The sequence below is a fragment of the Paenibacillus sp. EC2-1 genome, from assembly GCF_049311625.1.
In the GTDB taxonomy this organism is placed as follows: domain Bacteria; phylum Bacillota; class Bacilli; order Paenibacillales; family Paenibacillaceae; genus Paenibacillus_AQ.
This window is the reverse complement of the sequence record NZ_CP186007.1, coordinates 144,348-165,309: the sequence shown is the minus strand read 5'-3', so window position 1 is coordinate 165,309 and position 20,962 is coordinate 144,348. Positions and strand designations below refer to the sequence as shown.

General features: G+C 43.3%; 33 protein-coding genes. 2 read left to right on the top strand and 31 right to left on the bottom strand.

Annotation, left to right across the window (positions count from 1 at the left end; translation table 11 throughout):
* The first annotated feature begins 215 nt into the window (after positions 1–215).
* Together ACK8P5_RS26520 and ACK8P5_RS26515 are read left to right on the top strand one after the other, a co-directional pair.
* Positions 216–671, top strand: a complete 456-nt coding sequence (locus ACK8P5_RS26520) for a PadR family transcriptional regulator (RefSeq protein WP_422661680.1) — start codon at positions 216–218, stop codon at positions 669–671.
* A 222-nt stretch (positions 672–893) separates the two neighbouring features.
* Positions 894–1,337 (top strand): PadR family transcriptional regulator, encoded by a 444-nt coding sequence (locus ACK8P5_RS26515; RefSeq protein ID WP_422661679.1) that lies wholly within the window; start codon positions 894–896, stop codon positions 1,335–1,337.
* On the opposite strand, the gene ACK8P5_RS26510 is transcribed toward ACK8P5_RS26515, so the two are convergent.
* The 31 genes from ACK8P5_RS26510 to ACK8P5_RS26360 form a co-directional block, all read right to left on the bottom strand.
* The gene (locus ACK8P5_RS26510) at positions 1,334–1,660 is read right to left on the bottom strand and encodes a hypothetical protein (RefSeq protein WP_422661678.1); all 327 of its coding nucleotides are present in this window, start codon (positions 1,658–1,660) and stop codon (positions 1,334–1,336) included. The genes ACK8P5_RS26515 and ACK8P5_RS26510 overlap by 4 nt on opposite strands.
* Positions 1,638–2,102 (bottom strand): deoxycytidylate deaminase, encoded by a 465-nt coding sequence (locus ACK8P5_RS26505; RefSeq protein ID WP_422661677.1) that lies wholly within the window; start codon positions 2,100–2,102, stop codon positions 1,638–1,640. Before ACK8P5_RS26505 ends, ACK8P5_RS26510 begins: the two co-directional genes overlap by 23 nt.
* The gene (locus tag ACK8P5_RS26500) at positions 2,099–2,455 is read right to left on the bottom strand and encodes a hypothetical protein (RefSeq protein ID WP_422661676.1); all 357 of its coding nucleotides are present in this window, start codon (positions 2,453–2,455) and stop codon (positions 2,099–2,101) included. The genes ACK8P5_RS26505 and ACK8P5_RS26500 overlap by 4 nt, the downstream gene beginning before the upstream one ends.
* A gap of 37 nt (positions 2,456–2,492) precedes the next feature.
* Positions 2,493–2,852, bottom strand: coding sequence for a hypothetical protein (locus ACK8P5_RS26495; RefSeq protein ID WP_422661675.1), 360 nt, complete (start codon positions 2,850–2,852; stop codon positions 2,493–2,495).
* A gap of 38 nt (positions 2,853–2,890) precedes the next feature.
* Positions 2,891–3,088, bottom strand: a complete 198-nt coding sequence (locus ACK8P5_RS26490; protein ID WP_422661674.1) for a hypothetical protein — start codon at positions 3,086–3,088, stop codon at positions 2,891–2,893.
* 32 nt (positions 3,089–3,120) lie between these two features.
* Complete coding sequence (locus ACK8P5_RS26485; RefSeq protein WP_422661673.1) at positions 3,121–3,468, bottom strand: DUF5406 family protein; 348 nt, start codon at positions 3,466–3,468, stop codon at positions 3,121–3,123.
* Positions 3,465–4,052 carry a hypothetical protein gene (locus tag ACK8P5_RS26480; protein WP_422661672.1) on the bottom strand — a complete coding sequence of 196 codons (588 nt, stop codon included), beginning with the start codon at positions 4,050–4,052 and terminating at the stop codon, positions 3,465–3,467. The genes ACK8P5_RS26485 and ACK8P5_RS26480 overlap by 4 nt, the downstream gene beginning before the upstream one ends.
* Before the next feature lie 40 nt (positions 4,053–4,092).
* Positions 4,093–4,716, bottom strand: coding sequence for an N-6 DNA methylase (locus tag ACK8P5_RS26475; RefSeq protein ID WP_422661671.1), 624 nt, complete (start codon positions 4,714–4,716; stop codon positions 4,093–4,095).
* Entirely contained in the window at positions 4,713–5,726 is a 1,014-nt protein-coding gene (locus tag ACK8P5_RS26470) for a phosphoadenosine phosphosulfate reductase family protein (protein WP_422661670.1), read from the bottom strand. The genes ACK8P5_RS26475 and ACK8P5_RS26470 overlap by 4 nt, the downstream gene beginning before the upstream one ends.
* A 62-nt stretch (positions 5,727–5,788) precedes the next feature.
* Entirely contained in the window at positions 5,789–6,754 is a 966-nt protein-coding gene (locus tag ACK8P5_RS26465) for a hypothetical protein (protein WP_422661669.1), read from the bottom strand.
* An 18-nt stretch (positions 6,755–6,772) separates the two neighbouring features.
* Positions 6,773–7,444, bottom strand: coding sequence for a hypothetical protein (locus ACK8P5_RS26460; protein WP_422661668.1), 672 nt, complete (start codon positions 7,442–7,444; stop codon positions 6,773–6,775).
* 118 nt (positions 7,445–7,562) lie between these two features.
* Positions 7,563–7,763, bottom strand: a complete 201-nt coding sequence (locus ACK8P5_RS26455) for a hypothetical protein (protein WP_422661667.1) — start codon at positions 7,761–7,763, stop codon at positions 7,563–7,565.
* 390 nt (positions 7,764–8,153) lie between these two features.
* Positions 8,154–8,780: a hypothetical protein gene (locus ACK8P5_RS26450; RefSeq protein ID WP_422661666.1), complete on the bottom strand. Its 627-nt coding sequence runs from the start codon at positions 8,778–8,780 to the stop codon at positions 8,154–8,156.
* Entirely contained in the window at positions 8,773–9,315 is a 543-nt protein-coding gene (locus ACK8P5_RS26445) for a hypothetical protein (protein WP_422661665.1), read from the bottom strand. Before ACK8P5_RS26445 ends, ACK8P5_RS26450 begins: the two co-directional genes overlap by 8 nt.
* A gap of 21 nt (positions 9,316–9,336) precedes the next feature.
* Positions 9,337–9,864: a hypothetical protein gene (locus ACK8P5_RS26440; RefSeq protein WP_422661664.1), complete on the bottom strand. Its 528-nt coding sequence runs from the start codon at positions 9,862–9,864 to the stop codon at positions 9,337–9,339.
* Between the two features lie 223 nt (positions 9,865–10,087).
* On the bottom strand, positions 10,088–10,627 hold the full coding sequence (locus ACK8P5_RS26435) for a hypothetical protein (protein WP_422661663.1): 540 nt from the start codon (positions 10,625–10,627) through the stop codon (positions 10,088–10,090).
* 24 nt (positions 10,628–10,651) lie between these two features.
* Positions 10,652–11,179, bottom strand: a complete 528-nt coding sequence (locus tag ACK8P5_RS26430) for a hypothetical protein (RefSeq protein ID WP_422661662.1) — start codon at positions 11,177–11,179, stop codon at positions 10,652–10,654.
* Between the two features lie 30 nt (positions 11,180–11,209).
* Positions 11,210–11,569 carry a hypothetical protein gene (locus ACK8P5_RS26425; RefSeq protein WP_422661661.1) on the bottom strand — a complete coding sequence of 120 codons (360 nt, stop codon included), beginning with the start codon at positions 11,567–11,569 and terminating at the stop codon, positions 11,210–11,212.
* Between the two features lie 64 nt (positions 11,570–11,633).
* Positions 11,634–11,912 (bottom strand): hypothetical protein, encoded by a 279-nt coding sequence (locus ACK8P5_RS26420; protein WP_422661660.1) that lies wholly within the window; start codon positions 11,910–11,912, stop codon positions 11,634–11,636.
* A gap of 97 nt (positions 11,913–12,009) precedes the next feature.
* Entirely contained in the window at positions 12,010–12,366 is a 357-nt protein-coding gene (locus ACK8P5_RS26415; RefSeq protein ID WP_422661659.1) for a hypothetical protein, read from the bottom strand.
* Entirely contained in the window at positions 12,366–13,649 is a 1,284-nt protein-coding gene (locus tag ACK8P5_RS26410) for a toprim domain-containing protein (RefSeq protein WP_422661658.1), read from the bottom strand. The genes ACK8P5_RS26415 and ACK8P5_RS26410 overlap by 1 nt, the downstream gene beginning before the upstream one ends.
* 43 nt (positions 13,650–13,692) lie before the next feature.
* Positions 13,693–14,142 carry a hypothetical protein gene (locus ACK8P5_RS26405; RefSeq protein ID WP_422661657.1) on the bottom strand — a complete coding sequence of 150 codons (450 nt, stop codon included), beginning with the start codon at positions 14,140–14,142 and terminating at the stop codon, positions 13,693–13,695.
* 443 nt (positions 14,143–14,585) lie between these two features.
* Positions 14,586–14,978 (bottom strand): type II toxin-antitoxin system death-on-curing family toxin, encoded by a 393-nt coding sequence (locus ACK8P5_RS26400; RefSeq protein WP_422661656.1) that lies wholly within the window; start codon positions 14,976–14,978, stop codon positions 14,586–14,588.
* Positions 14,978–15,139 (bottom strand): hypothetical protein, encoded by a 162-nt coding sequence (locus ACK8P5_RS26395; RefSeq protein WP_422661655.1) that lies wholly within the window; start codon positions 15,137–15,139, stop codon positions 14,978–14,980. Before ACK8P5_RS26395 ends, ACK8P5_RS26400 begins: the two co-directional genes overlap by 1 nt.
* Before the next feature lie 279 nt (positions 15,140–15,418).
* Positions 15,419–15,739: a hypothetical protein gene (locus tag ACK8P5_RS26390; RefSeq protein WP_422661654.1), complete on the bottom strand. Its 321-nt coding sequence runs from the start codon at positions 15,737–15,739 to the stop codon at positions 15,419–15,421.
* Entirely contained in the window at positions 15,740–16,294 is a 555-nt protein-coding gene (locus ACK8P5_RS26385; RefSeq protein ID WP_422661653.1) for a hypothetical protein, read from the bottom strand.
* Positions 16,295–16,313: 19 nt separating this feature from the next.
* Positions 16,314–16,853: a hypothetical protein gene (locus ACK8P5_RS26380; RefSeq protein ID WP_422661652.1), complete on the bottom strand. Its 540-nt coding sequence runs from the start codon at positions 16,851–16,853 to the stop codon at positions 16,314–16,316.
* Complete coding sequence (locus ACK8P5_RS26375; protein WP_422661651.1) at positions 16,804–17,547, bottom strand: ATP-binding protein; 744 nt, start codon at positions 17,545–17,547, stop codon at positions 16,804–16,806. The genes ACK8P5_RS26380 and ACK8P5_RS26375 overlap by 50 nt, the downstream gene beginning before the upstream one ends.
* 14 nt (positions 17,548–17,561) lie before the next feature.
* Positions 17,562–18,230 carry a hypothetical protein gene (locus ACK8P5_RS26370; RefSeq protein ID WP_422661650.1) on the bottom strand — a complete coding sequence of 223 codons (669 nt, stop codon included), beginning with the start codon at positions 18,228–18,230 and terminating at the stop codon, positions 17,562–17,564.
* Positions 18,211–18,552: a hypothetical protein gene (locus ACK8P5_RS26365; RefSeq protein WP_422661649.1), complete on the bottom strand. Its 342-nt coding sequence runs from the start codon at positions 18,550–18,552 to the stop codon at positions 18,211–18,213. Before ACK8P5_RS26365 ends, ACK8P5_RS26370 begins: the two co-directional genes overlap by 20 nt.
* Before the next feature lie 59 nt (positions 18,553–18,611).
* Positions 18,612–20,930 (bottom strand): AAA family ATPase, encoded by a 2,319-nt coding sequence (locus ACK8P5_RS26360; RefSeq protein WP_422661648.1) that lies wholly within the window; start codon positions 20,928–20,930, stop codon positions 18,612–18,614.
* Positions 20,931–20,962: the final 32 nt, after the last annotated feature.

Here is a 20,962-nt window from a genome sequence, read left to right as displayed (position 1 = left end):
GCAGTCGGCTCTCACTTGTGTCGTTTATAACAGTGGCATATACTACCACGGTTATTCTATGGTTTATACAAACTCATGGTGATACAATAAAGAGGATACTGAACTCCATCGTCGAGCGTTAATGTATATATTTAGATGAAGCTGCGTAAGATGGTATCGTATGATGACTCGTTACGCGGATCATCTCAAAAGTGACATAGGAGGTTAGAGATATTATGAGCAATGCAACGCAATCGGAAAAGAAAGAAGAAAAAGCAAGGTACACCGGTGCATACAATCGTCTATTCCCTGTAAAGGTATCTACCAATACGTTTCTTACGATCTACATCCTCCATCTATTGAAGAAGAAGGGTCGTCTCTATGGTAAGGAGATTATAAAAGAGATTGAAGATCGCTTCCAAGGAAGTTGGAAACCTTCTCACGGATTGGTATATCCGATTCTGAGAGAGTTAGAAAAAGAAGGCCTTGTTACAGGTGAATGGTTGGGCGACAATTCGAAGAAGACGATCCGCGTCTATGAGATTACGCATCGTGGACTGAAAGCATTTGAAGAAGAAAAAGAGACTCATAAAGAAGTCTTTACTCAATCATATATGATCATGGAAACCCTCATGGGAGATCTTTACGAAGATGAGTTCGCTCTCTTCGACGACTGGGAAAGTGGCGAATAATATTGTCGAAATATAGCCGCACACTGCTTAAGTTGTGAAAAACAATTTAGTCCTAACGCATCATTGTTAAATCGTGACAATGATTATAAACTCGATATATCGAATCGCAGTGATACAAATTAACAATGTCTCAAATGATATGTTTCATCGAAATAGGTTTTGGGTAAATAAACCAAGAGGGGCGTAACAAACGCCTAACTAATTAAGGAGTGAATAATTAAGATGGAAGCTGCTCAAAAGAAAGAACGTTATGTTGGAGCTTATAGCCGGTTATTTCCAGTCAAGGTATCTACGAATAGCTTGATGACTATATACATTTTGAACGTACTGCAAAAAGGTAAGAAATACGGTAAAGAAATTATCAACGAGATCGAGGAGCGCTTTGACGGTAACTGGAAGCCATCGCATGGATTGATGTACCCACTTCTAAGAGATCTTGAAAAAGAAGGTCTCGTTCGTGGGGAATGGATCGGGGATAGCACTAAGAAAACGATTCGTGTATACGAGATCACCCCTAAAGGTGTCCGTGCTTTCAATCAAGAAAAAGAAACTCACAAAGCCGCATTTGCTAGCGCTCATAACGTTATCGAAACCGTAATGACTGACCTTTACGAAGACTATCAACCAATTGAATGGTTTACAGAAGAAGAAACTCCGGCGATTTAATCCGGAGTTTCTTCTTTTACTATCTCGATGGATTTAAACTCAACCTCCCCTGACCCGTTCATCCCCAATGTAGCGGCAACACGCTCCTCTTGGTTCAGTGGGATCATGTTTTTCATTACGTAACCGTTCAGTTTACTCGTAAACGCTATTAGCGCCTGCACTCCTTTGTAATCTGCCTCAGTTAGCAAGTTGTCACCGCATTTTGGGCACGGCTTGTTCAGCCAGGTGTAATAATCCTCGACCTTCACGCTCTCGTCGTTATAATCGCAAGAAGCGTTGTCGCACTTAATTCCCTTAATATCAACCGTTAACGCATCTCTCATCCTCGGCACCCTCCTTAATTTTAATACATTCAATCTCATGTACACTAAGTAGCTGCTCTGCGTAAGGATCGTTCTTGTAATCCTGCATGTAATATACTCTCTTAATACCCGAATGAATAATTTGCTTAGTACAATCCAGACATGGGAAATGTGTGACATAGATCTCAGCATCCTGTGTGGCGATCCCTAATCTTGTACACTGCGCCAATGCACTTCTTTCGGCGTGTTGTGTCCTAATACAACCCCCATGTGCCCCTATCAGACAACCGACTCCTGGATCGATACAATGTTCATCCCCTGGAAGACTTCCGTTATATCCGGTCCCAATAATGACATTGTTTTTTACAATCAATGCACCTACGGCGAGTCTTCTGCAGGTGGATCTTAAGGCCACCTGCTGGACGAGATTACTGCAGTATTCTTGCCAACTCGGTCTTTTCATTCGGATCCACCGACTTTCTTTAGTGTTTCTCTGACGGCAATGATTCTTTTGACAATGTTTTCTCCTAAACTCTCAGGGATTTTATTTCCTTGGATCAATAATTCTATGTCGGTTTCTAGGATATTTGATAGTTCAAGTGCGTTTAAAACCTCATCCGATGGTTCTTTAGGCTCACTAGCACTTTCGACCCCGGTTTCTTTTATTCGACAACTTCTGAGTAGAATCTCGCCAGGGGTGCATCCGCACTCCTTTATCAATCGCTCTTTTATGGCCGATCTTTTTGACTTTAGAACCTCGATTTGCGTACCCGTCTCAACATATTCGTTTAATAGCTTGTCGGCAGTTTTATTCATAGTTCAAATTCTCCTCTGTCGTAGTTGTCTATATATATTAATCCTCTGCGTCAAATTCCTCTTTAGATATCTCACGGCAGCGATAGTGTTTTTCTTCATCCCAGACATCGTCTGGATCGGTTGTCTTTCCAACGCGCAGACCTGCAGGCCCAATAATTTCGTAATACTTAGTCGGCAGAAGCTCATACATCTGAACTAAGTCATCCTTAATTATTGCGTCGCACATGTTGATGGACTGTCGGATCGTCTCTAGATCGTCCTCGGCCATACTCGTCATCCTCGCCATCGATAGCGTCATCTGCAGATTGATTTTTAGTTTCTGAACATAACGTCGCTGCAGCAATGGCGATTGAACTTCAAAGTCACTCTTGCACAATACTTCATTATCCTGTGTCATGATGTCATTACTCTCCTTTAATTTAGCCGATATAATTGCTATTGGATCTGGTGTCTAATAGGTTTATCTGTGGTGCAATTACCTTCTCTTTTTAGTTCAACATGCGGTCTTTTCCGATCCTCAAAATATCTTGCAATATATCCCCTACTATTAGCATATTCAACCAGTGCTTTCGCATTTTCTTTTGATCCGAGAACCATATCTCTTTCGATCAATTTGTTTAGCAACTCTTCCATAATAAGCTTTTCCCACCTTCTATGTAACCCTATTAATCTGCTATATCGTACGACACGATATTAATACCGATGATATAGTTTTCTATATCTTCGACATCCACATAAGACTCGTCATTGTTATCATTGTAGAGGATATATGCTTTTGGGTAGCCCTCATCGTCGAGCTTAATGTGTTTGGTATTATTTTCAGTTTGAATCGGCTCATAATCTCCATCGCAGATAGAATCTGCAGCTGATTGAAGGACACTAAGTGCGGTGATATTTCCGCCGCACTCTATCGTAACCTTCGCCGAATAACCTTCGCCATCCATTAAAGTAACCTCTGTAAGATGTCGATTCCACATTGGAGGATTGTAGGCCTTCATTTTGGCTATCGTCATTCTTTTCCACCACTTACATCTACATTAAACTTTATCACTCCGGACGCAACCATCCTACCAATAGAGCTCTGGATTCTCTCATCAATCATCGGACTAACTCCGAGACGATCGAATCGATCAGCGACCCGTTCACTGTAAGTCTCGCTTACCACTCCTGGTACGATTTGACGTACTAGTGATTCGACTATATTGTCAGCCGTATTCTTATACGATCCGAGAACCTCATCCGCTATTTGTTGAACATCCTTCCTAACAGCCGTTCTGACGAGATACTCTTTATCTCCCATAATAATATCCCTGAAACGCCCTTCTACAGTCTCGGCCATAAATCCGCTGATTCTGTAGGTATTTGGTTGACCATAGCCCCCGATTACCTTATCCAGCTTTAATGCCCGGTCTAACACGTCATGAATTCGAGTCTCCACGACATTCATGATCATAGTTTCTACACCTTGTTTCATTTCGTCCGAGCTAACCAGTGACAACATCGCGCCCGACATCTTCTCACGCAGTTTTGCAGAAAACTCTGGATTTTCTTTTTCGATAAAGTCCAATATCTCTCTCAAGCTTCCTTCGATCTTCATTCTCAATCTCTCCCTTATCATAGTTAATAATGAAGGCCGCTCAATTAGCGGCCGTAGTTGTACGTCTTTCAAAATGCTTCTTCGAGTCCGGTGGAGTCCACCAGTTAGCGTACTTCCAGTTCTTCGATTTAATATCCGAGCTGTAGATACGCTCGTCGGCATGAAGTATTTTTGCATTGATTTTATATAGCTTCATATTCACTAAACAAGTACGATACGCCGTCAGCTCTGGCTCGCATCCATAGTACAAGAAATGATCACCTACAGCAGCGTGAGTTGCAATGAACATCCGCCCAGATCCTACAATAGGGTCATACATCGTGACAATCTCGCCTTTTGGCCTGGATGTATCTGCACTTAATTTTGTAATCAGATGCGCAGCTGCACTTCTCGTTCCCATAAAGGGTTGAAACTTATTGAAGACTCTCTCTTTATACAACTCGCCAAACCAATCCCATGGATCCGTGAGCAAGACCCCAAGATCCAAGCGATCCTCTAAGTCCTGCCATACTTTGTATCGCAGTGTTGGCGACGGCATACCTTCTTCTGCACCAATCTTGTACCCGACGAATTGAAGTAGTAAGTCGTAGGCTTCTTTCTCTGAAACCTCTTGGCCATCTTTTACGATATCTAATAAACCACTTAACATTTTGACTTCCATCATGCTGGAACCTCCTTAAGATTATCGCCATCCCACTCAAAGAACTGACGACACCCCAATCTCTTCTCAATCCTGAGCTTCTCATAAATGACCTCGAATGTCTCTTTTCGCCCTGGATAGGGGACACCGATAGCAGCCTCAGTCGTTACCCACTCCTCAAGAAGATGGGGGTGATATTCTCCGAGCATATATAATTCTTCTGTGTTGGCGAAGATGCAGCCGGCGCATGCGGCTCTATTAACGCCCATTTCATATATTGGGTTATACGGAGATCTCATAAAGAAAATGAAGTCCCATATATCCTCGATCCTCCAATCCAGGACCGGTCGGTGAGTCCATCTAAGCATCGTCTCGTCCCTTGAATCGAAAGGCAGCTTGGCCCGATTAGAACTCTCATACCACCGCTCACCGGCGAAGGTTAACGGATCTTCATGGAGTACCTGATACGTTTCTCCGGTTCGGAATGAAACCTTTCCTCGATATCGAACTTGTCCATATCCATTGGAATCAAACCAATCTCTTTGTGGAACCATTTTAAGATTCTTTGTACAATGTCTAACACCCTTTTTGGGCCATACCGGTATAATCTCACGCAATAACGTATGGATGCCCATCGATGTGAGTCTTTCAACGGGTACACCGACCCAGTCTTGGAATTCATCAACAGTCTGGTACGTCTCTGGCCACTCGTCGCCCGTATCGCAAAATAACGATATAATTTGATCCTTAGAATACCGCATCCTGGCAAGTATGAAGATAGCGATCGAGTCCTTGCCTCCAGAAAAACTAACAGAGGCCGTTCTCCCATTAGGCAGATCAGGCATGCGCTCGAGGGATTGCACGACTTTATCTGCAAGATCTTGTCGTATCCTGCCTTCTGCGGCAGCGTGACTAATCTTACATATCCATTCGGAGCAGCTCTTTTCCGGCATGGACTTACTAGCTTTATAACCTCTGGGTTTTTGAAAAATATAATATCTCTCACCACCCTCATAGTTATTGCATGCTGTCACCCCCTGTTACCTCCTTTTATATTAACAATATGGGCCCTGGGGATTGACCCAGGGCCTTGTTTCTATACCGTTTTCTCCCACATGGATTTTGGTGGTTTGCCAACAGTATTCATAATAAGATCGTATAATTTAATATCATTGAGACTGTACTCTCCATCAACTTGAATATCCAGCACTCCGGCTTCCATACCGATGTCCATCAATTCGCCAACTGAATAGTCTTTATCACGAAGCTTTCTCATCGCTTGTGACCAGCCCTTGACGTGAGGCCCGTGGTAATCATATACATATTGCCACTTTTCGGAATCAATAGAGATACAGCATCTCCACATGTCATCGACGATGTCGACGGTAGCACCTTGCGCACCTTTTTCAAAGATTCGCTTCTCAAACAGATGTACCAGCGATTCCTCGGAAAACTCTAGAAGATATGGTGGCATAATATACCCCACTGGTAATGAGGATCTCATAGCCTGGATCTGCTCTCTCTCCGTATCTTCATTTAAACCCTTGGTTGTCTGAATAACTTCCTCAATACGGGGTAGATTTAGATCAACGAAGTATTGCTTGTTTCGTGCCTCTGTAGGCACCTCATATCCCCACGGTAGGTTAGCGCGTTGCCCACCAGCTATTCTGGTATAGCGTCCAACCGAATGAGTAATGAGATGATCGTAAACTGGCTTTCCTACGCCAATATATAAGAACAGAATCGACTCTCCACGGATGGGTTCGTAACTGTGACTAGAAGCCATCATCTTCGTAAGGAATCTCTTCTTATTGTCCATATCATCGTACTTTCCAAGATATAGCGCCGCCTTAAACGCGGATGATAGACGATTACGATCTGTTGATCTTAGGGCTACAACACGTCCATGCTGTATGACCTCAATTCCCTCGTCTACAAAGCAGACGTTGATGTAATTTTCTATGCTGTCGAGGTGTTTCTCGATCGGCACAAACTCCTCCCCAACAAAAGTAAGCCTCTTGTGTTGAAGGATTGCGTCTCGATTCAGTATGAATGGATCCATGTTTTGTTCCCCCTTGTGTTATATTGACGTACTTAAGTGAAAGAATTTGCTACTTGGTAAGACTGATTGAGACGTGGGTAATAAGTCATACGACAAGTCACGTTTTTTGCCAACTTTGGTTTCAGAGATGCCGAACATAATTTTGATTTCCTCCTGATTCTTCCCCTGCCCTATATCTCTTCTATCAATGATTGATAGGTTCGCCACTAGACCTTTTTCGCTAATCCATATCCGCTTTGGCATTCCTACCCGATCTAAACCTATATGCTTTTCAAGACAGGGGTTTCCCACAGTTGTAGCTAACCGATCGATTTCGAATATTTGTAATTTGGAATCCCCTAGAAAGGACAGCAGTTGATCATCCGTAAACGTGATGCTCTTATTTACTCTATGGAGAAGAATAACCTCGTCTTCGTGAAGTGTCGTGTCAAGTGGTATGCGTCCATACAGACCCCAATTCCCTTTCGTAACTCCACTTTGTGGACTAGGGTTTCGGGACGAAAGAGATTTAACTAAATCCAGTAAATCCTCCGGCACCATCACCCCACCCTCAACTGCGCTCACCTCCGTTTTGAGTTGGTCGTTGTCAGTTTTGACAATGGAAGAAAATGTATCGAACAATTCTCTTTCTATTCGGCCTACGTATTCACTTGTCTGCCTACTCAGCGACTTCTTCACTAGGTCTTCCATTATTCACTCTCCTAAAATAAGAACTTACGTTCGTGTTTCTTATTACAATTTTAACCGCTCTCCCGTCTTTTTCAAGCATAATTTTAGAAAAGGAAGAACGCGAAAGAGAAATGGCGAATTAAACGGATATGGTCTCTTCTTCTTTTGCTTGGCTAAAGCGAATCTTGACGGCGGACGATGCAGATTTGATACCGACAGTACCTATATACGCATCTTTCTCCCTAAAGTGTCGCGCAAGAGCTTCGAGTTGGCTTGCGATATCGTTCCTAACGTCCTTCGTTAAACTTCCTTTAACCTCGATATAGGCTGGTATAATCATAATTGTGTAACCTCCTAAGTTTATATTAAATCGTACTGAACTGTCAGTGTTCAGCTATGTTGGAGTGATTTCAACTGGAAACCGCGTTCCAACACAGTTAACACCATGTATAGCTTTGATATTCTGGATGAAATCCAAGGTTTTGTAAATCCAAATCCTTTTTAATTATTTATCGAGGATTTGTTTACAGGTCGTACACTGATACTTGATTTCTTTTTCGGTCGGTTGTAATTTTTCATGCATTAGATGTTCCTCGCGAGGCCGGATGGCTTTATTGAATGAACAGATTGTAACTTCTAGAAAATCTGTACCTCCACAAGATGTGCAACGCTCATAATCGTCGTACATGATATTAGACATGTTTTTCCTCCCTTCATAATGGTTTTTGTATTATGTTAATCTGCTAAGCCTTTTCTCAAGTCGCATTTTTTCTTTGTGAAGCTCTTCGGCTGCAGCTTTATACATATCCCTCTCATTTGTGACAACCTTCATCTCATGTCGTAAGATTTTAATCTCATGAATCATTTCAACAAGGACATCAAAATCATTAACGACATAAGTCTTCCCATTCTCGTCACCCTTGTATCTAAAGATCAATGTTGGATACCTATTAAGCATCTTGGCCTCTTCCATGATCTTTTCGATCATATCTTTCGGGATCGTCATCGTCTTCTCGCCTTTAGCATTAACGAGCAGACGCTCCTTGCACTCTGCTAGAATAACCGGATCAGCGACATCGCCAGGCATAAACCATATGTTGCCGGATCCGAGTTGTCTGGAAGCGAAGTATTCTTTAACAGTGGGAAGACCGTTTAGCTTGTCCCTGACATACTCCTCCAAGGTTTCACCGGAGTTATCCGTAACTGACGTTGACTCATTAAACTTCGTCTTGCTGGCAAATTTTTTGCGGGCTTTTTCTTCGGCTGTTTTAAGCAACCTCTGATCCGGCCCGCATCTAAGACACTTATCATTGTTTTCACATCGATTGTAGTACTCACAATCCCAAACATCAGTCATCGCCGAAGTCACCACCATTACCCCGTCCTTGGGCGTCAAGCTTAAGTGCGCCATTTCCGGTAATCATACGGTCGGATTTTCGCGTCAGCGTATCGATTACAGCGCTCATGAAGAGTTGTCGGTCCTGCCAACGCTCTACAAGCACGTACAGAGGCTCGCTATCGCCCTTAAGTGGGCTAGTCTCTAAATACATCGTCACAAGGGCGTCTCTATCCTCTATAGTCGATCCTGGCGTTCTCTTGAAGCCTAACTTAGCCTGCTTGTGAGCGTTAGCCAATCTACCTTTGTACTTATCGAGCATCCTTTTAGCGTAAGCCTGATCAAAACGCGCCAGTGAGTATATCTGATCCACCTCTGCATTTATCCTAGTGATGCCGCGTGGCGTCAAGTCAATGGGGATGACAACGGAATTGACGGCCCTTGTATATAGGTCTTCAAACTCTTCCCACTCATCATCCTCAACCAGCCTGATATCATTCTTGTATTTAAGCAAGTCCTTGATCTCTTGCGGGTAATCCCGTCTTCTTTTCTTCACTGTCGCGGATCCTCCTATTGTTTAGAACAACCGTTTCAGATGAGATACGAGCTCCTTCACGCAATTGTCTAAATCTTCTGGAACCTCATTAGTCAGAAGTAGATCATAATCTGTGAAGTTGGCCATATCGACATCGTCGAATTCAGCGCGATCGTAGGCTGCCTTAGCACCTCTTTCCGCAATCATCCGGAGCAGTCGCTCATCTCTTGATGTATCGATCTTAATGACCATAAAGTTTTTACGACCAAGAGACTTGGATAGATCTCTTACCCCTTTGGAATCAACGACGTAAATGTGGTTGTCTCTTATCTGATCGAAGGTCGCTCCATATTTATAACCATGAAATAAAGTGTACGCAGCCAGCTGAGACCGCAACTCCTCAAATCGCTCATCGTTCACGAACACATGCGTATCGAAGTCAGCTGCATTTCTGGGAGCCCTTGTCGTGAGACTTTTTATCTGGGTAAATCCGTATTCCAAAGCTCGTTTAGCGATTGCCGATTTCCCCGATCCGCCTTCGCCTACTAGACACACGATTTGTACTGGCATCAATAAACCTTCTCTCTACAAATTTACATTGTCAGAATTGACTCATTAGGGCTAAATAATGGGTTTGCGTCAGATGAATGACGCAAACCCTTGATGTCTCCTATGTAAGTCAGTTCGGATATGTTGTATTTACATCACCGATCTGATGATCGAATTAACAATATATAGTCGATCTGATGACTGTAAACACAGTATAGCAAAAGGAGTATCGGCAAATCAATCGTTATGTGTCTTTTCTGACAATCTTTTTAAAGATCACATTAAGCGCTTTTCGCTCCGATCGTTTATCTGGATCGGTTAGTACGCTGACGTCTTCACCAGTCTTCAATACATCGGGCTTTACTTCGACTTTTACTTTATCGAAGATCAGCACCGTTTTTGGAGCCAAGATGTTAATTAACTTCTGAAAGATATCGAGCCTTTCATCTTGTTTTTTCTTAGTTTTAACGAAGCGTAAATGAGTAAAGAATACTTCGTTTTCAATCTGCATCTTTTTAAATACTCCGATTAAACGCTCCTTTTCCGCTCGTCCTATCGGATCCTTTGTAACGACAACGACTGTTGGTGCTAGAGATCCGCTACCAAAGTCGATTATCTTCCCCGGGAATTGCTGGACGGCTGATGCGTGCAGGTCTTCAATCTTTATACTTGTCCGCATGTAATCTACGGCAAATTTCCGATCGTCACGATCTTGGCCCCGAGTGACCTTAAGGGCGGATTCCTTAATACCGTCCATATACTCCTTATCCTTTGAGCGATACATCATCGTACCCCCTCTTGTTGTTTGCTATAGTTTAGAGATGTATTCAACGAGATAAACTTTCTTCTTCATCTTAGGCTCACAGATAAGCGCTACGTTGTCATCATCTACAGACATCTTATGAATTTGAACCATCATAGGAACGCCGTGCTTTATAGCCAGTCGTTTCGCTTCCTTTACAGCCTCGGTCTTACTTTCGATGCCACCCTTCACCAGATCCATTCCTAGGTAGTCGAATTTAGTTAAGCCTACGGCTATGCGTTCTGCATATGTGAATATCTGATATTCCGTTACCCACTTCCTAGTACCTCGTTGTGGGTAATCAACAGAATCACATTGTGTCGCCGGCTTATCACCTTTGCCAATTGGAGCCGCTGCTACAGTTACGTTTATAATCATCTTCTCCGAGATCATCAGCATGGCGGCGGCTAGCATCGACGCATGTGCTTTGGAATAAGCCTCAAACTGCCTTACAGTCGTCTCCATGGTCTTATTTTGTGGCCCTCTTTGTACCGCCATATTTACAAAAGGTTGCTTAGTTTTCGCGATTGACATAATTATATCATTTCCTTTCAATCAAGATTATTATTGTTCCGATCCTATCTGTAGCTTCAATGTATCTGTTATTGATCTATCTTTTTCGGATTCAGTTTTCAGTGTATTCTCGCGTTCAATGATTGTTTCGAAATCGATACCTTCGCGGATTTCGTCAGCTATGGATAGGATGGCATCCAGATTAACCGCAATCGAATCAGTTTGTACCCTCCCGTCTTTCTTCACAGATACTTCCGTAAAGACAACATGCTGCTTCGTTGTCGTATTAAACTTATAACCGATCGCATAGGTACCAGTTACCTTAAAGAAATTGAGGCCACAAAGAGCCCACATCCCAAGTTGAGTCTTAAAGATCTTCTGCCTTTTATCCGGACTTATATCAACACCCATGGGGTTAGCACCTCTTCTCAGAATTTAAACATAGAAAAAGGGAGCGCTTGGCTCCCTCCTGTCGCTATAGCCGAAACTCAGCAAAATGCGGTTGTCCTTCACTCTGTCTGTTCACGAATACTCCAATAAATTCGAGGTAATCGACATTCAGGAAGTTCGTTACAAAATGAGACTCTGGACAGCCTTTCATCATAGAATCGAGATCGCGATGCAATCCGATATACGCCGAACGCTGCATTCTGTAGTCATCAGCGAGAGTTGCGTACGATTCCGCGGTGTCGCGGCGATAGTACAGGCTCTCTCCGTTTTTCATTTTCACAACTGCATAGTGGGTAATTGCCATAAAGCATCACTCCAAACAGGGAAATGGCTAACGGTTATTAGCAACTTTATCAATAATATCATGCGTTGTCATTTGTGACAATGATATATTAAAACTATTACTCTTTGCCCCATTTTTTCAATATCTCTTTTGCTAATTTAACGGCTTCATCCTCTGGAAGCATGATATGTTGTGAGGGTTTATTGGGATTACTATTTTCTGCATGTAGCATTAACCGACCCTCTGATATTGAGTACATTACGGCGTATACTTTATTTTTGAATATACAAGGGATACCTTCTAGTACGTAATCTCCAACGGTTTTATTTAGAAACCCTTCATCGTGAGCAGACTCTGTCGGCAGACCCTCCGAGATCCGATTGATTGTAACAACATTACCATTAGCATCTCTTAACATGCGGACTCCGTTGATTATAAGATCTTCGGGATTCCTCTTCTTGCCCTTTTCGCTCATCAGATACTCACTCCAATCTTCTCTGAAATCATCGTCTTAAACATTACTTTCTCTGACGGATCCGTAATGGACTCAAATACCGGCATTAATTGATCCAGTGCCTCTGTCTTCTTTCGAATAATTAGATTATTCGCTGCAGCTGTATCTCTCTCAAAATCATCGACGACTCCACGGAGTATCATTTGAAGGGCTGGTACTGACTTATCGGCAATGTATTTTAATACACGATCCCGGTCTTGATTAAGAAGATTGATAATCTCTGCAGGGTCATTTGGCGTAGAGTCGATGACAAATACTCTAAAGCCTTTGGCCATTAAGCGCTCAATATCAGAGAGCATGGCGTTCATGCCTGCTGGGTCTCCATCGTACCAGAACACAATCTTATCTGTAAGCTTTCTCAGCTTGTCCATTTGCTCGTCTGTAAATGCGGTTCCGCATGTTCCTACGGCGTTCTGTACGTGCGCCTGGTGCGCCAAGATGACGTCCACATAACCTTCCATGACAATCGCATAACCGTTCTCCCGAATCGCCTTCCTAGCTTCGTTAAACGCGTACAGGAAACCGCTCTTACTATATACTTCTGAGGTCGGATCGTTTAGGTACTTTCCATCCGCCTCCTGCTCTTCATCCATCGCCCGATACGCCATAGCGGTAGTCCTTGCTTTTTTGGCATCCCATGAATCCTCGGGTAATCCAAACACAAGTCGACCCTCGACACGCCCCTTGAAGATCGGGTGGCGAAAGCCGTCAGGCACCCATCCCAGTCTAAACGTCTTGATAGACTCTTCTTTAATTCCGCGTTTAGAAAGGTAAACCCTCATCTCTGGGTTAGATATGAGTGCCTTACAAAATTCAATATTCATAGCGTGAGTCTTTCTTTTCTGTTTCTCAAGCTTATGATCTATTTTCGCTTTTGGTACAGGGATGCCAGCACGTTCCATTAGAATAACGCAAGCTTCGACGTAAGAACAGCGCTCCAGATTCATAACGAATCCAATGACGCTCGGTCCGCCATCCTCAATGGTTTTACCGTCCGGTAGTTTCAGCGAGTGTGGTGTCTTCTTCTCTTTATTTTCCCACTTTGTCCCCGCCTTACATGTATAGCAGTGATAGCTATCTTCATAGAAGTGCAGATTCGGCGTACGTCCCTCGCTATGGAATGGACAACGTGCCTTATTATTATGTCCGATCCGGATGCCGTACTCTGCAGCTACTTCCCGGATGTTGTTCTCTTGTTTTATGCGCTCGATAGTTTCTTCTGAAATCGTGCCGATCTTCGACATGCCTTACCCTCCTTATTAAATCACAGAGATGCGTGACAACGCATCAGATGTATACTTTTTTGTTTCTGAAATGAGCTCGCACAGCCACATGTACGCTCTCTCCTGCATCCGTATGAAACTCTCTCTGTCGATACGGATTATAAGATACTCGGGTCGTAAGATCCGCAGGATGGGATCCGTCGATAGATAAAAGCTTTCCGACGACGACAGCACAGACTGCTCTTTGTTGTTTTTTCAGAATTCCATTGTATTTACTGTTTGATATCTTAAATACAGCGTCTTCAAGCTCTACAGACTCAGCATAGGCAATTACCTTTCCACTAGTAGGGCTCTTACTTTTAGGCTCCCGGTCCAATATAGAGAACAGACCCTGTTTGTTTAAGTTGACATAAACCTCAACTCTCTCACCGATTTGAGGCTCTCGTTGTTTAACGATCATAATATCGCTCCTTAATAAAATAAGAGCAGCGCGGATGACCGGCTGCTCTCTCATCTTTTCTCATTATTTAATCTGTCGGAGTATATTTTCTCCTGCGGCACAATCTTTTACCGAAAACCCGGCGTCACGACAAGGGTTTGACTGACGTTTACCCGAACTCCCACATCCTGCGATCATAAATACGAGCAAGATACTTAAACAGCTCATACATAATTTTTTCATAGAATTCTTTTACCCCTTTTGTAGTTTGCTTATTATATTCGCTCAACCCTGTTAAAGGACACAGTCGCGTGCGCTTCGTTGAGAAATTCAACATCAACAACACCCATAAGGTCGGCCTTAGCTATGCTGATAGCTTCATCCATCCTCAGAGGACTGACTTCCGTTGACACCGTAATGCGTCCTTTTGAAAAACTAACAGTATGTACATCATATTTAAGATCCAATTGCATGACTCCTTTCGACCGCACAATAAAATAGCGCTGCCGTCTGCAGCGCTAGATTGAATAATGAAGATGTGAATTACATCTAATAAATACCGCTAGTTCGTCGATATCCATTTCTTTGTTAGCGACGGCCATCGTTGTGTCATAGAGCTCATCATCAGTAACATCGAGCATATAGTTGTTTAACTCCAGGAATACCTTTGCACACATATATCCGGTTCGTTTATTTCCATCACAGAATAATTGGTGTGTCGCGAAGGACTCCATATAAACGGCTGCCTTCATGAATAAACCGGGGTAATATTCCTCATCGCCAAAGCCGCTGAAAGGCTTGTCTGCCATGAAGTCTATTAACCCCGGTTCGTTTTCTCCAAGTATTCCATTGTATCTGTGAATCATATAATCGTGAATGTTTCGAATGTCGTCAGGTGATAATCGCTCCATTAGCTCTTGGAAAGCCTCCTCAAGCCAGCATCGTTTTTATCACAAGCGCGCGCTGTCATTTCAAGAATACGCTTTTTGCGATCGAGAGTTGCTTGAACATCTTTAAGATCCTCTTTACGTACTGCCATGTTTTCATCTCCCTTCTTAAACTCATTACCCATTAAAATTCCCTCCGTATCATATAATCATATATTATATGCTACTCAGTATACTTCGGGATTGGGTAAATTATACCAGCATACGCCCTATTTTGTATATAGGGCGTATGAAAGATTAATAGTTGGATAAACTAACAATCATGCGTTAGATCGCCGGCCGGCCATCACCTTTATACGCTCATACGATTTTGGGGTACCTCAATTATGTTTGTCTTGCGCTTCACCGGATGGAGACAAATATAAAGCCGAAGACTGACGAGTCTTCGGCTGTTCGTAGTGCTTTTATTCCTTTACTAGTTTCAGAGGACTGAATGATACAAAGCAGTGCGCCTGGAATATCAATGGAAAGTAGTCATCATTCATCCTGGCTTTAATGTATTGCTCTAGATCCGCATAAAGCAGGTGTTCGTGCGTGGCGTTCGCTGCAGCAAGTTTATGACCGCGTTGATAAGAGATCCGGACAAGTCGATGGCCAGGTTCGTTCCCAAAGGCTTCATCTAGTTTTTGCTTCAATTCAAGACTTACATCCTCTATATCGGCATCATCATGTACGATGATCTGGAATTGGCCGATCTGAGTCTCATTTCCCGTCAATGCATCCATCTAATTACCCTCCCCATTATCAACAGCGGTTCCGCTGATTATAGCTCTTGGTTTAACCCAACTACACCTTTCACACACCATACCATACTTCGGTGTCCCGGGTATTTGTTCCATATACAACTCTCCGCCACAATGGCAAAGCTGATCACCATCCATATCTAGATGACGATATGCATTTTTGTATGCGTCATGCCACTTCCACCTTGGACTTTCTTCTCCACAATGCATACAGGGGATCTCTATTTCCGGTGGATATTCACTAGATTTGCCCTCGATGAGCTGGTGGAACATAGGCCCGTAGGGAACGATATGAAGACCAGCCAAATTGGTGACTTCGATATACAAGTTATTTAGAGTCTCATCCTGCTTTAATTTTATATCGGCTGTAAGGAACATCTTGTGGGCATAGCCACAGCAAGGACACCGAAAATGCCAGGTCACTGGCTCCACATACGGTACCTCTTCTTTTAACTCCTCAACATCTGGAATTAGTACGCCGATATCTTTACCGAATTTAACGCGAAACTTTCTCTTGATTAATCTGAAAATATTCAAGCTATCTCCTCCTGGGATCTTATATACCGTGATGCCAACCTAAAGTACGATCATTGATCCCCCATACTTTTTGGTGGGTATCTACGTACGCTTTTGAGAACCATTGTCTTTTAGGATACTCTTCAATCATGACAGGGTCAAATGTGACAACATTGCCCAAATGATCGACCCCACTTGAGGTAGTTGTCTCTATTGCAGGATCAACGGTGGTATCCAGGTATAATCCCAGGCCGGTCGCCTGGTCAATCTTCTGGTAGATTAGCTTTTCCGATTCTATATAAGGAATGGGATCGAGGCCGGTGTCGGCCTCGCCATCCTCTATAATTTCGAACTTAGGAAAATAATCATACCGTGCGCATATTTTCGTTCCATCATCTAGGTTATGTCGATAATCACATTTAGCAAGATTACTATCTGCAAGCTCACAGCACGCTACTTTATCAACGTCACCCCACTGAAAGAATCTTTCTTTAAAATACGGACAGATACGATCGGATTCGGTGGGAGACTTATAGTCTCTCCTCCGGTCCATCGTTTGATTGATCTTCACTTTGCTCATAATAGAATTCATCCTCATCGCTCAAGGTCAATGTTGACATATCATAGCTCTTGATCGAAGTTTTACCGCTGATCAGTTGGCTCACGAGAGTCCGATCTGCAGTTGCCGCCAAGTGTGGCTGGTGAGTAATCATCAGAATCTGACGATTGAACGTCTTAGATATGAAATCAAGGAACTCACCGAATTTAATTACATATTCCTCAGAGACGTGCTTACCTGGCTCGTCGAGGATAACCGGTCCCTGAATCTTAGGCTCGTTGTAAACAACCAGGACAGCCACCTGCAGCGCGAATGCGATGATGTCATTGATACCGCCACCACGAGAGCTCTGAGGCTCATTACGAACCATTACGCCGGTTGTAGGGTCAACTGTAGTAACATAAAAGTTTGCTACAGGCTTACCACCGTGCTCATCTAGCTCGATCTCAAAAGTGAAATCGTGACCGAACACAGATTGAAGAGCCTTGGTTACAACTTTCTCCATGCGCTTACGGCCAGCTTCTCTAGCCGCATCCGCAGTTTTTACGAGAAGGCTTGTTACCATTTCGAGTTGCTCTTTTTCCTTCATCAGCTTGATTAGCTTCGCCTGCTCGTCGTCACGCTGCCGTTCCAGAATCTTGTACTCACCGAAACGCTGTGAATACTGATCTTCCATCTCACGCAAACGATCGATGTAGAGACTTGACTTGGACACGCTCATCTCTCCTTTCAGTATACCTCAGTGGTATGATAGATAACTTCTAATTTCAATCTTGATGACTTATGCTGCTCGATCGTTGCGCCAATAGCTTCCATCGTCTGTACGGACTCATCGGGCGTTAAATGCCCCATTCTCAACTTAATGATCATTGAGGCCGACCTTGGATAATCATCGGCTAAGACTATGACGTCAGTTACCCCAGGCAATCGCTTAACGGAATCCTCGATCATATCGAGATAGTTTGTATGCGTAATACCCTTTGGTCCATTCGACATGCGGATGGTTCTTTGAGCATGTAGCTTCTTCTCTTCTTCATAAACTTTTTCAAGTAAGCGCTCGACGGAATCCTCACTTGGCATACCGCCGATCTTATAAAAGAAGGATTGGGCTATCTGATCAATACTAAATAGCTTGGCAACTGTCTGCGGAGTTAGACTATGCAGTACGTGATCCCGAATAAGGCGATCTCGCACGTTATTATCAAAATCCACATCTTGAGCAACCGTACGTCCTTTTATTGCCTGGCTATTTCTCATTGCGGCAATATGACCCTCGGCCATAAATCTATCATCATAAGTTTGAATCAGGGACCTAACTGGTCCCTGAGAGGTTTCGTAGATCTGAATAATATCGTACCGCGAGGTTAAGTCGTTATACTCAATCTCGTACGTCGTCATCTTCGTAATCGAAGTCATCATCTTCTTCTGATGACTCTTCTGTATCAAAATCATCGTCTTCCTCAACGGAAGCAGCTACTTGATCCGCACCTGGCAGGTAGCTTTCGATTTCTGAATAAACGCTATCGAGCTCCGCTTTCTTTTCTGCGATAACGGTCTTAAGTTCTTTAGGCTCATAACCTCGTGCTTTAATATCGCTCACAGCTTCTTTACGGTTTTTCTTTGCAATCTCTAAACGAGTTTGAATTCTTGTTTGTTCCTGTTTGGACTCAGCAAGGTGCTTCTTCAAATCTTTAAAACGCTTCTCTTGATCAACGGCCATGGTTATATCCTCCTAAAATATCGAATAATTTTTATAATAACGAATGATCGATTCTTTGATTAACCAATATGCTCAAGAATGTGATCCGCATCAACAGACTGGTTACATGTAGGGCACTTGTTACCCATATCCTTAATCAGTTCTGTCATTTCCTCAGACAATCTAGCAATCGCATTATCCTGATCCTCTAGATCCTTCTCAAGTCCAGTCACTTCTTTTTTGTGGGCATTATATTGTTTACGGAGCACTTCTAGCTCTGCAATTTCCTTCATAAGCTCGTCCGCCTTAGCTATAGCAGCTTCGGCCTCACTTAATGTGTCATAATTTGCAGCAGCATCGGAGAGCTGTTCTACAAGATCCTTAGACTCACGATATTCTCTTCTCAGGGACTCTAAAGAGTTAATTTCGCTACGCAGTTCTGCAGCATCATCCAGTAGATCAAGTGCTGAATCGATACTAGCGTACTGGTCGAGTTCTTGTGTTAGAGCATCCACTTCTTCGATCGATCTGCGCCACTGTGAACGCAACTTAGTTAGCTCGTCGATCTCACGAATTTGAATATCTGCAGAGAGGATTGCATTCTCAGCTTCATCTAGATACTTCATACTATCCTGCATTGTCTCAAGCGTTTGAATTTCAATATCCGAGGCATCGACAACACGATCTAGTGATGTCAGCTCGTCAATCTCACGCTCCAGATATTCAGCTCCCATAAGAAGTGCTTTTGATAGGGAAACTGTATCCTTGAAAGACTCAAGATCGGAGAAGGTGCCTAGCTTTTGATTCAAATTATCAATCGTTTGTTGCGATGCTGTCATATCCTTAGACGCTGCACGTAGTTCGCTTTGCTTTGCCTTAATTGCAGCATCAACAAGATGAACTCCTGTAAGGCGTCCAATAGTTGCCGCTCTTGTTTGTGGGGATTCTGACAACATAAAATGACCATCAAGCTGATTAGAGAAGTTCAAGCTACGCTCATACCCTTGTGCCAATTCAACACGAGGCATTTGGTGAACATTAGCTATATCGATTGGAATGTCGTTACCGAACCCTTTGAACTCCTTTACATTGCCAGAAGAATCTTTAACAACGTAATCTCCAGATGAGGAATTTGTACGACTTCTAGTAAGGGACATGCCGTTGCTGAAATTCACAGTTACTGTAGCACGATTCTCTCCCTCTCGAATGAAGTCTGCGCCTTTAGGTTCGTTGTAGCAAACCCATCTCAATGCACGGATGATTGCGGACTTACCGCTGTCACTCGGTCCAGTGAGGGCGTTCAAACCGCGGGGGTTCAGTTCGACGACCGTACGACCATGACTCTGGAAGTTCTCTAACTCAATGGATAGGATCGAGATTGGATTTTGACTCTCTACGAAACCATCGAGTTTATTAGCTTTCTCTGTGCTCTCCGCATTAACGATAGAGTCGAAGGCGAGTTTCGCGATCGCATCTTCAACAGCGCCAGAATCAACCAGCTGCTGAATTGTGTCTTTGGGATCGAAAGCATCGAAGGCTATCGCGTCTTCAACTGTCTGCTCGAAAGCTTCGAGATAACGCTCGTGTGATTTCTTCAATAAACGCGCAGAGTGATCAAAAATATCCGCACTTGGTTGAGCAACAATGTAAGGCATGTACTCAATCTCGAGCTCTTGCCCTGCCGTAATCATTGCGAAGAATACCTCGTCGCGCTTGCTGTATTCGTCACGCCCAGTTGAACCCGGGTTTGCGAATATAACATCATTAAATTCGTGAACTTCGTACCCTGGATGATAGTGTCCATTTACGACCATATCTGCTTTGGTTTTCACATCTTTGGTCAATGTGAAACGTACATCCGGATGGAAGCTGTCCTTCAATAGCATGCCGTGCGAAAATAGGATATTCCAGTCCGCATTACGATTACGGTTGATCTCATAATCGCGTTGCGGATCCTTATCAATATCCTTGTGGAATTCTTGACCGTGAATAGCTACGGTTGTTCCGTCCGATCCCTTTATAAGAATGCCTTCTGTCTTTTCGCTAATCTCTCTTGTAAGTAAGTTAATGACGCCGCTAGATGCCATTACACCAATGGCCGTCTGATCTACGGTGTCCAAGGTGTAGCCGAACAAGTCATGATTGCCCGGTACTAAGTAGATTTTAATCCCCATTTTCCGGATACGACGAAACACCCGATTGTAACGGGTTTTAATCGAATCGGCGATACGTGGTGAGTCGTACAAGTCTCCACCAATGACCATGACGTCCGGTCGATCTGTTTTACAAACGTGCTCTAAATAAAGCACTTTGCGAAAGATGGCCTCAGGATAATTATCGATCCGAGCGCCGGGGTTTCGACCCATAATATGTGGGTCAGTCCAATACAAGATTTTCATGGTATACTCCTCTCTTTTTCTAAATCCCCCGT

Excerpts from the sequence above, each read along its gene's own strand:
- ACK8P5_RS26485 (WP_422661673.1), bottom strand. The coding sequence starts at position 3,468 with ATGACGATAGCCAAAATGAAGGCCTACAATCCTCCAATGTGGAATCGA.
- ACK8P5_RS26410 (WP_422661658.1), bottom strand. The coding sequence starts at position 13,649 with ATGTCGAAGATCGGCACGATTTCAGAAGAAACTATCGAGCGCATAAAA.
- ACK8P5_RS26370 (WP_422661650.1), bottom strand. The coding sequence starts at position 18,230 with ATGACGACGTACGAGATTGAGTATAACGACTTAACCTCGCGGTACGAT.
- ACK8P5_RS26415 (WP_422661659.1), bottom strand. The coding sequence starts at position 12,366 with ATGAGCGAAAAGGGCAAGAAGAGGAATCCCGAAGATCTTATAATCAAC.
- ACK8P5_RS26455 (WP_422661667.1), bottom strand. The coding sequence starts at position 7,763 with ATGATTATACCAGCCTATATCGAGGTTAAAGGAAGTTTAACGAAGGAC.
- ACK8P5_RS26405 (WP_422661657.1), bottom strand. The coding sequence starts at position 14,142 with ATGAGAGAGCAGCCGGTCATCCGCGCTGCTCTTATTTTATTAAGGAGC.
- ACK8P5_RS26515 (WP_422661679.1), top strand. The coding sequence starts at position 894 with ATGGAAGCTGCTCAAAAGAAAGAACGTTATGTTGGAGCTTATAGCCGG.
- ACK8P5_RS26400 (WP_422661656.1), bottom strand. The coding sequence starts at position 14,978 with ATGGAGCGATTATCACCTGACGACATTCGAAACATTCACGATTATATG.
- ACK8P5_RS26430 (WP_422661662.1), bottom strand. The coding sequence starts at position 11,179 with ATGTCAATCGCGAAAACTAAGCAACCTTTTGTAAATATGGCGGTACAA.
- ACK8P5_RS26510 (WP_422661678.1), bottom strand. The coding sequence starts at position 1,660 with ATGAGAGATGCGTTAACGGTTGATATTAAGGGAATTAAGTGCGACAAC.
- ACK8P5_RS26490 (WP_422661674.1), bottom strand. The coding sequence starts at position 3,088 with ATGGAAGAGTTGCTAAACAAATTGATCGAAAGAGATATGGTTCTCGGA.
- ACK8P5_RS26500 (WP_422661676.1), bottom strand. The coding sequence starts at position 2,455 with ATGAATAAAACTGCCGACAAGCTATTAAACGAATATGTTGAGACGGGT.
- ACK8P5_RS26480 (WP_422661672.1), bottom strand. The coding sequence starts at position 4,052 with ATGAAGATCGAAGGAAGCTTGAGAGAGATATTGGACTTTATCGAAAAA.
- ACK8P5_RS26465 (WP_422661669.1), bottom strand. The coding sequence starts at position 6,754 with ATGGATCCATTCATACTGAATCGAGACGCAATCCTTCAACACAAGAGG.
- ACK8P5_RS26450 (WP_422661666.1), bottom strand. The coding sequence starts at position 8,780 with ATGACTGATGTTTGGGATTGTGAGTACTACAATCGATGTGAAAACAAT.
- ACK8P5_RS26460 (WP_422661668.1), bottom strand. The coding sequence starts at position 7,444 with ATGGAAGACCTAGTGAAGAAGTCGCTGAGTAGGCAGACAAGTGAATAC.
- ACK8P5_RS26425 (WP_422661661.1), bottom strand. The coding sequence starts at position 11,569 with ATGGGTGTTGATATAAGTCCGGATAAAAGGCAGAAGATCTTTAAGACT.
- ACK8P5_RS26390 (WP_422661654.1), bottom strand. The coding sequence starts at position 15,739 with ATGGATGCATTGACGGGAAATGAGACTCAGATCGGCCAATTCCAGATC.
- ACK8P5_RS26475 (WP_422661671.1), bottom strand. The coding sequence starts at position 4,716 with ATGATGGAAGTCAAAATGTTAAGTGGTTTATTAGATATCGTAAAAGAT.
- ACK8P5_RS26435 (WP_422661663.1), bottom strand. The coding sequence starts at position 10,627 with ATGTATCGCTCAAAGGATAAGGAGTATATGGACGGTATTAAGGAATCC.
- ACK8P5_RS26440 (WP_422661664.1), bottom strand. The coding sequence starts at position 9,864 with ATGCCAGTACAAATCGTGTGTCTAGTAGGCGAAGGCGGATCGGGGAAA.
- ACK8P5_RS26365 (WP_422661649.1), bottom strand. The coding sequence starts at position 18,552 with ATGGCCGTTGATCAAGAGAAGCGTTTTAAAGATTTGAAGAAGCACCTT.
- ACK8P5_RS26395 (WP_422661655.1), bottom strand. The coding sequence starts at position 15,139 with ATGGGTAATGAGTTTAAGAAGGGAGATGAAAACATGGCAGTACGTAAA.
- ACK8P5_RS26505 (WP_422661677.1), bottom strand. The coding sequence starts at position 2,102 with ATGAAAAGACCGAGTTGGCAAGAATACTGCAGTAATCTCGTCCAGCAG.
- ACK8P5_RS26360 (WP_422661648.1), bottom strand. The coding sequence starts at position 20,930 with ATGAAAATCTTGTATTGGACTGACCCACATATTATGGGTCGAAACCCC.
- ACK8P5_RS26380 (WP_422661652.1), bottom strand. The coding sequence starts at position 16,853 with ATGAGCAAAGTGAAGATCAATCAAACGATGGACCGGAGGAGAGACTAT.
- ACK8P5_RS26520 (WP_422661680.1), top strand. The coding sequence starts at position 216 with ATGAGCAATGCAACGCAATCGGAAAAGAAAGAAGAAAAAGCAAGGTAC.
- ACK8P5_RS26495 (WP_422661675.1), bottom strand. The coding sequence starts at position 2,852 with ATGACACAGGATAATGAAGTATTGTGCAAGAGTGACTTTGAAGTTCAA.
- ACK8P5_RS26420 (WP_422661660.1), bottom strand. The coding sequence starts at position 11,912 with ATGGCAATTACCCACTATGCAGTTGTGAAAATGAAAAACGGAGAGAGC.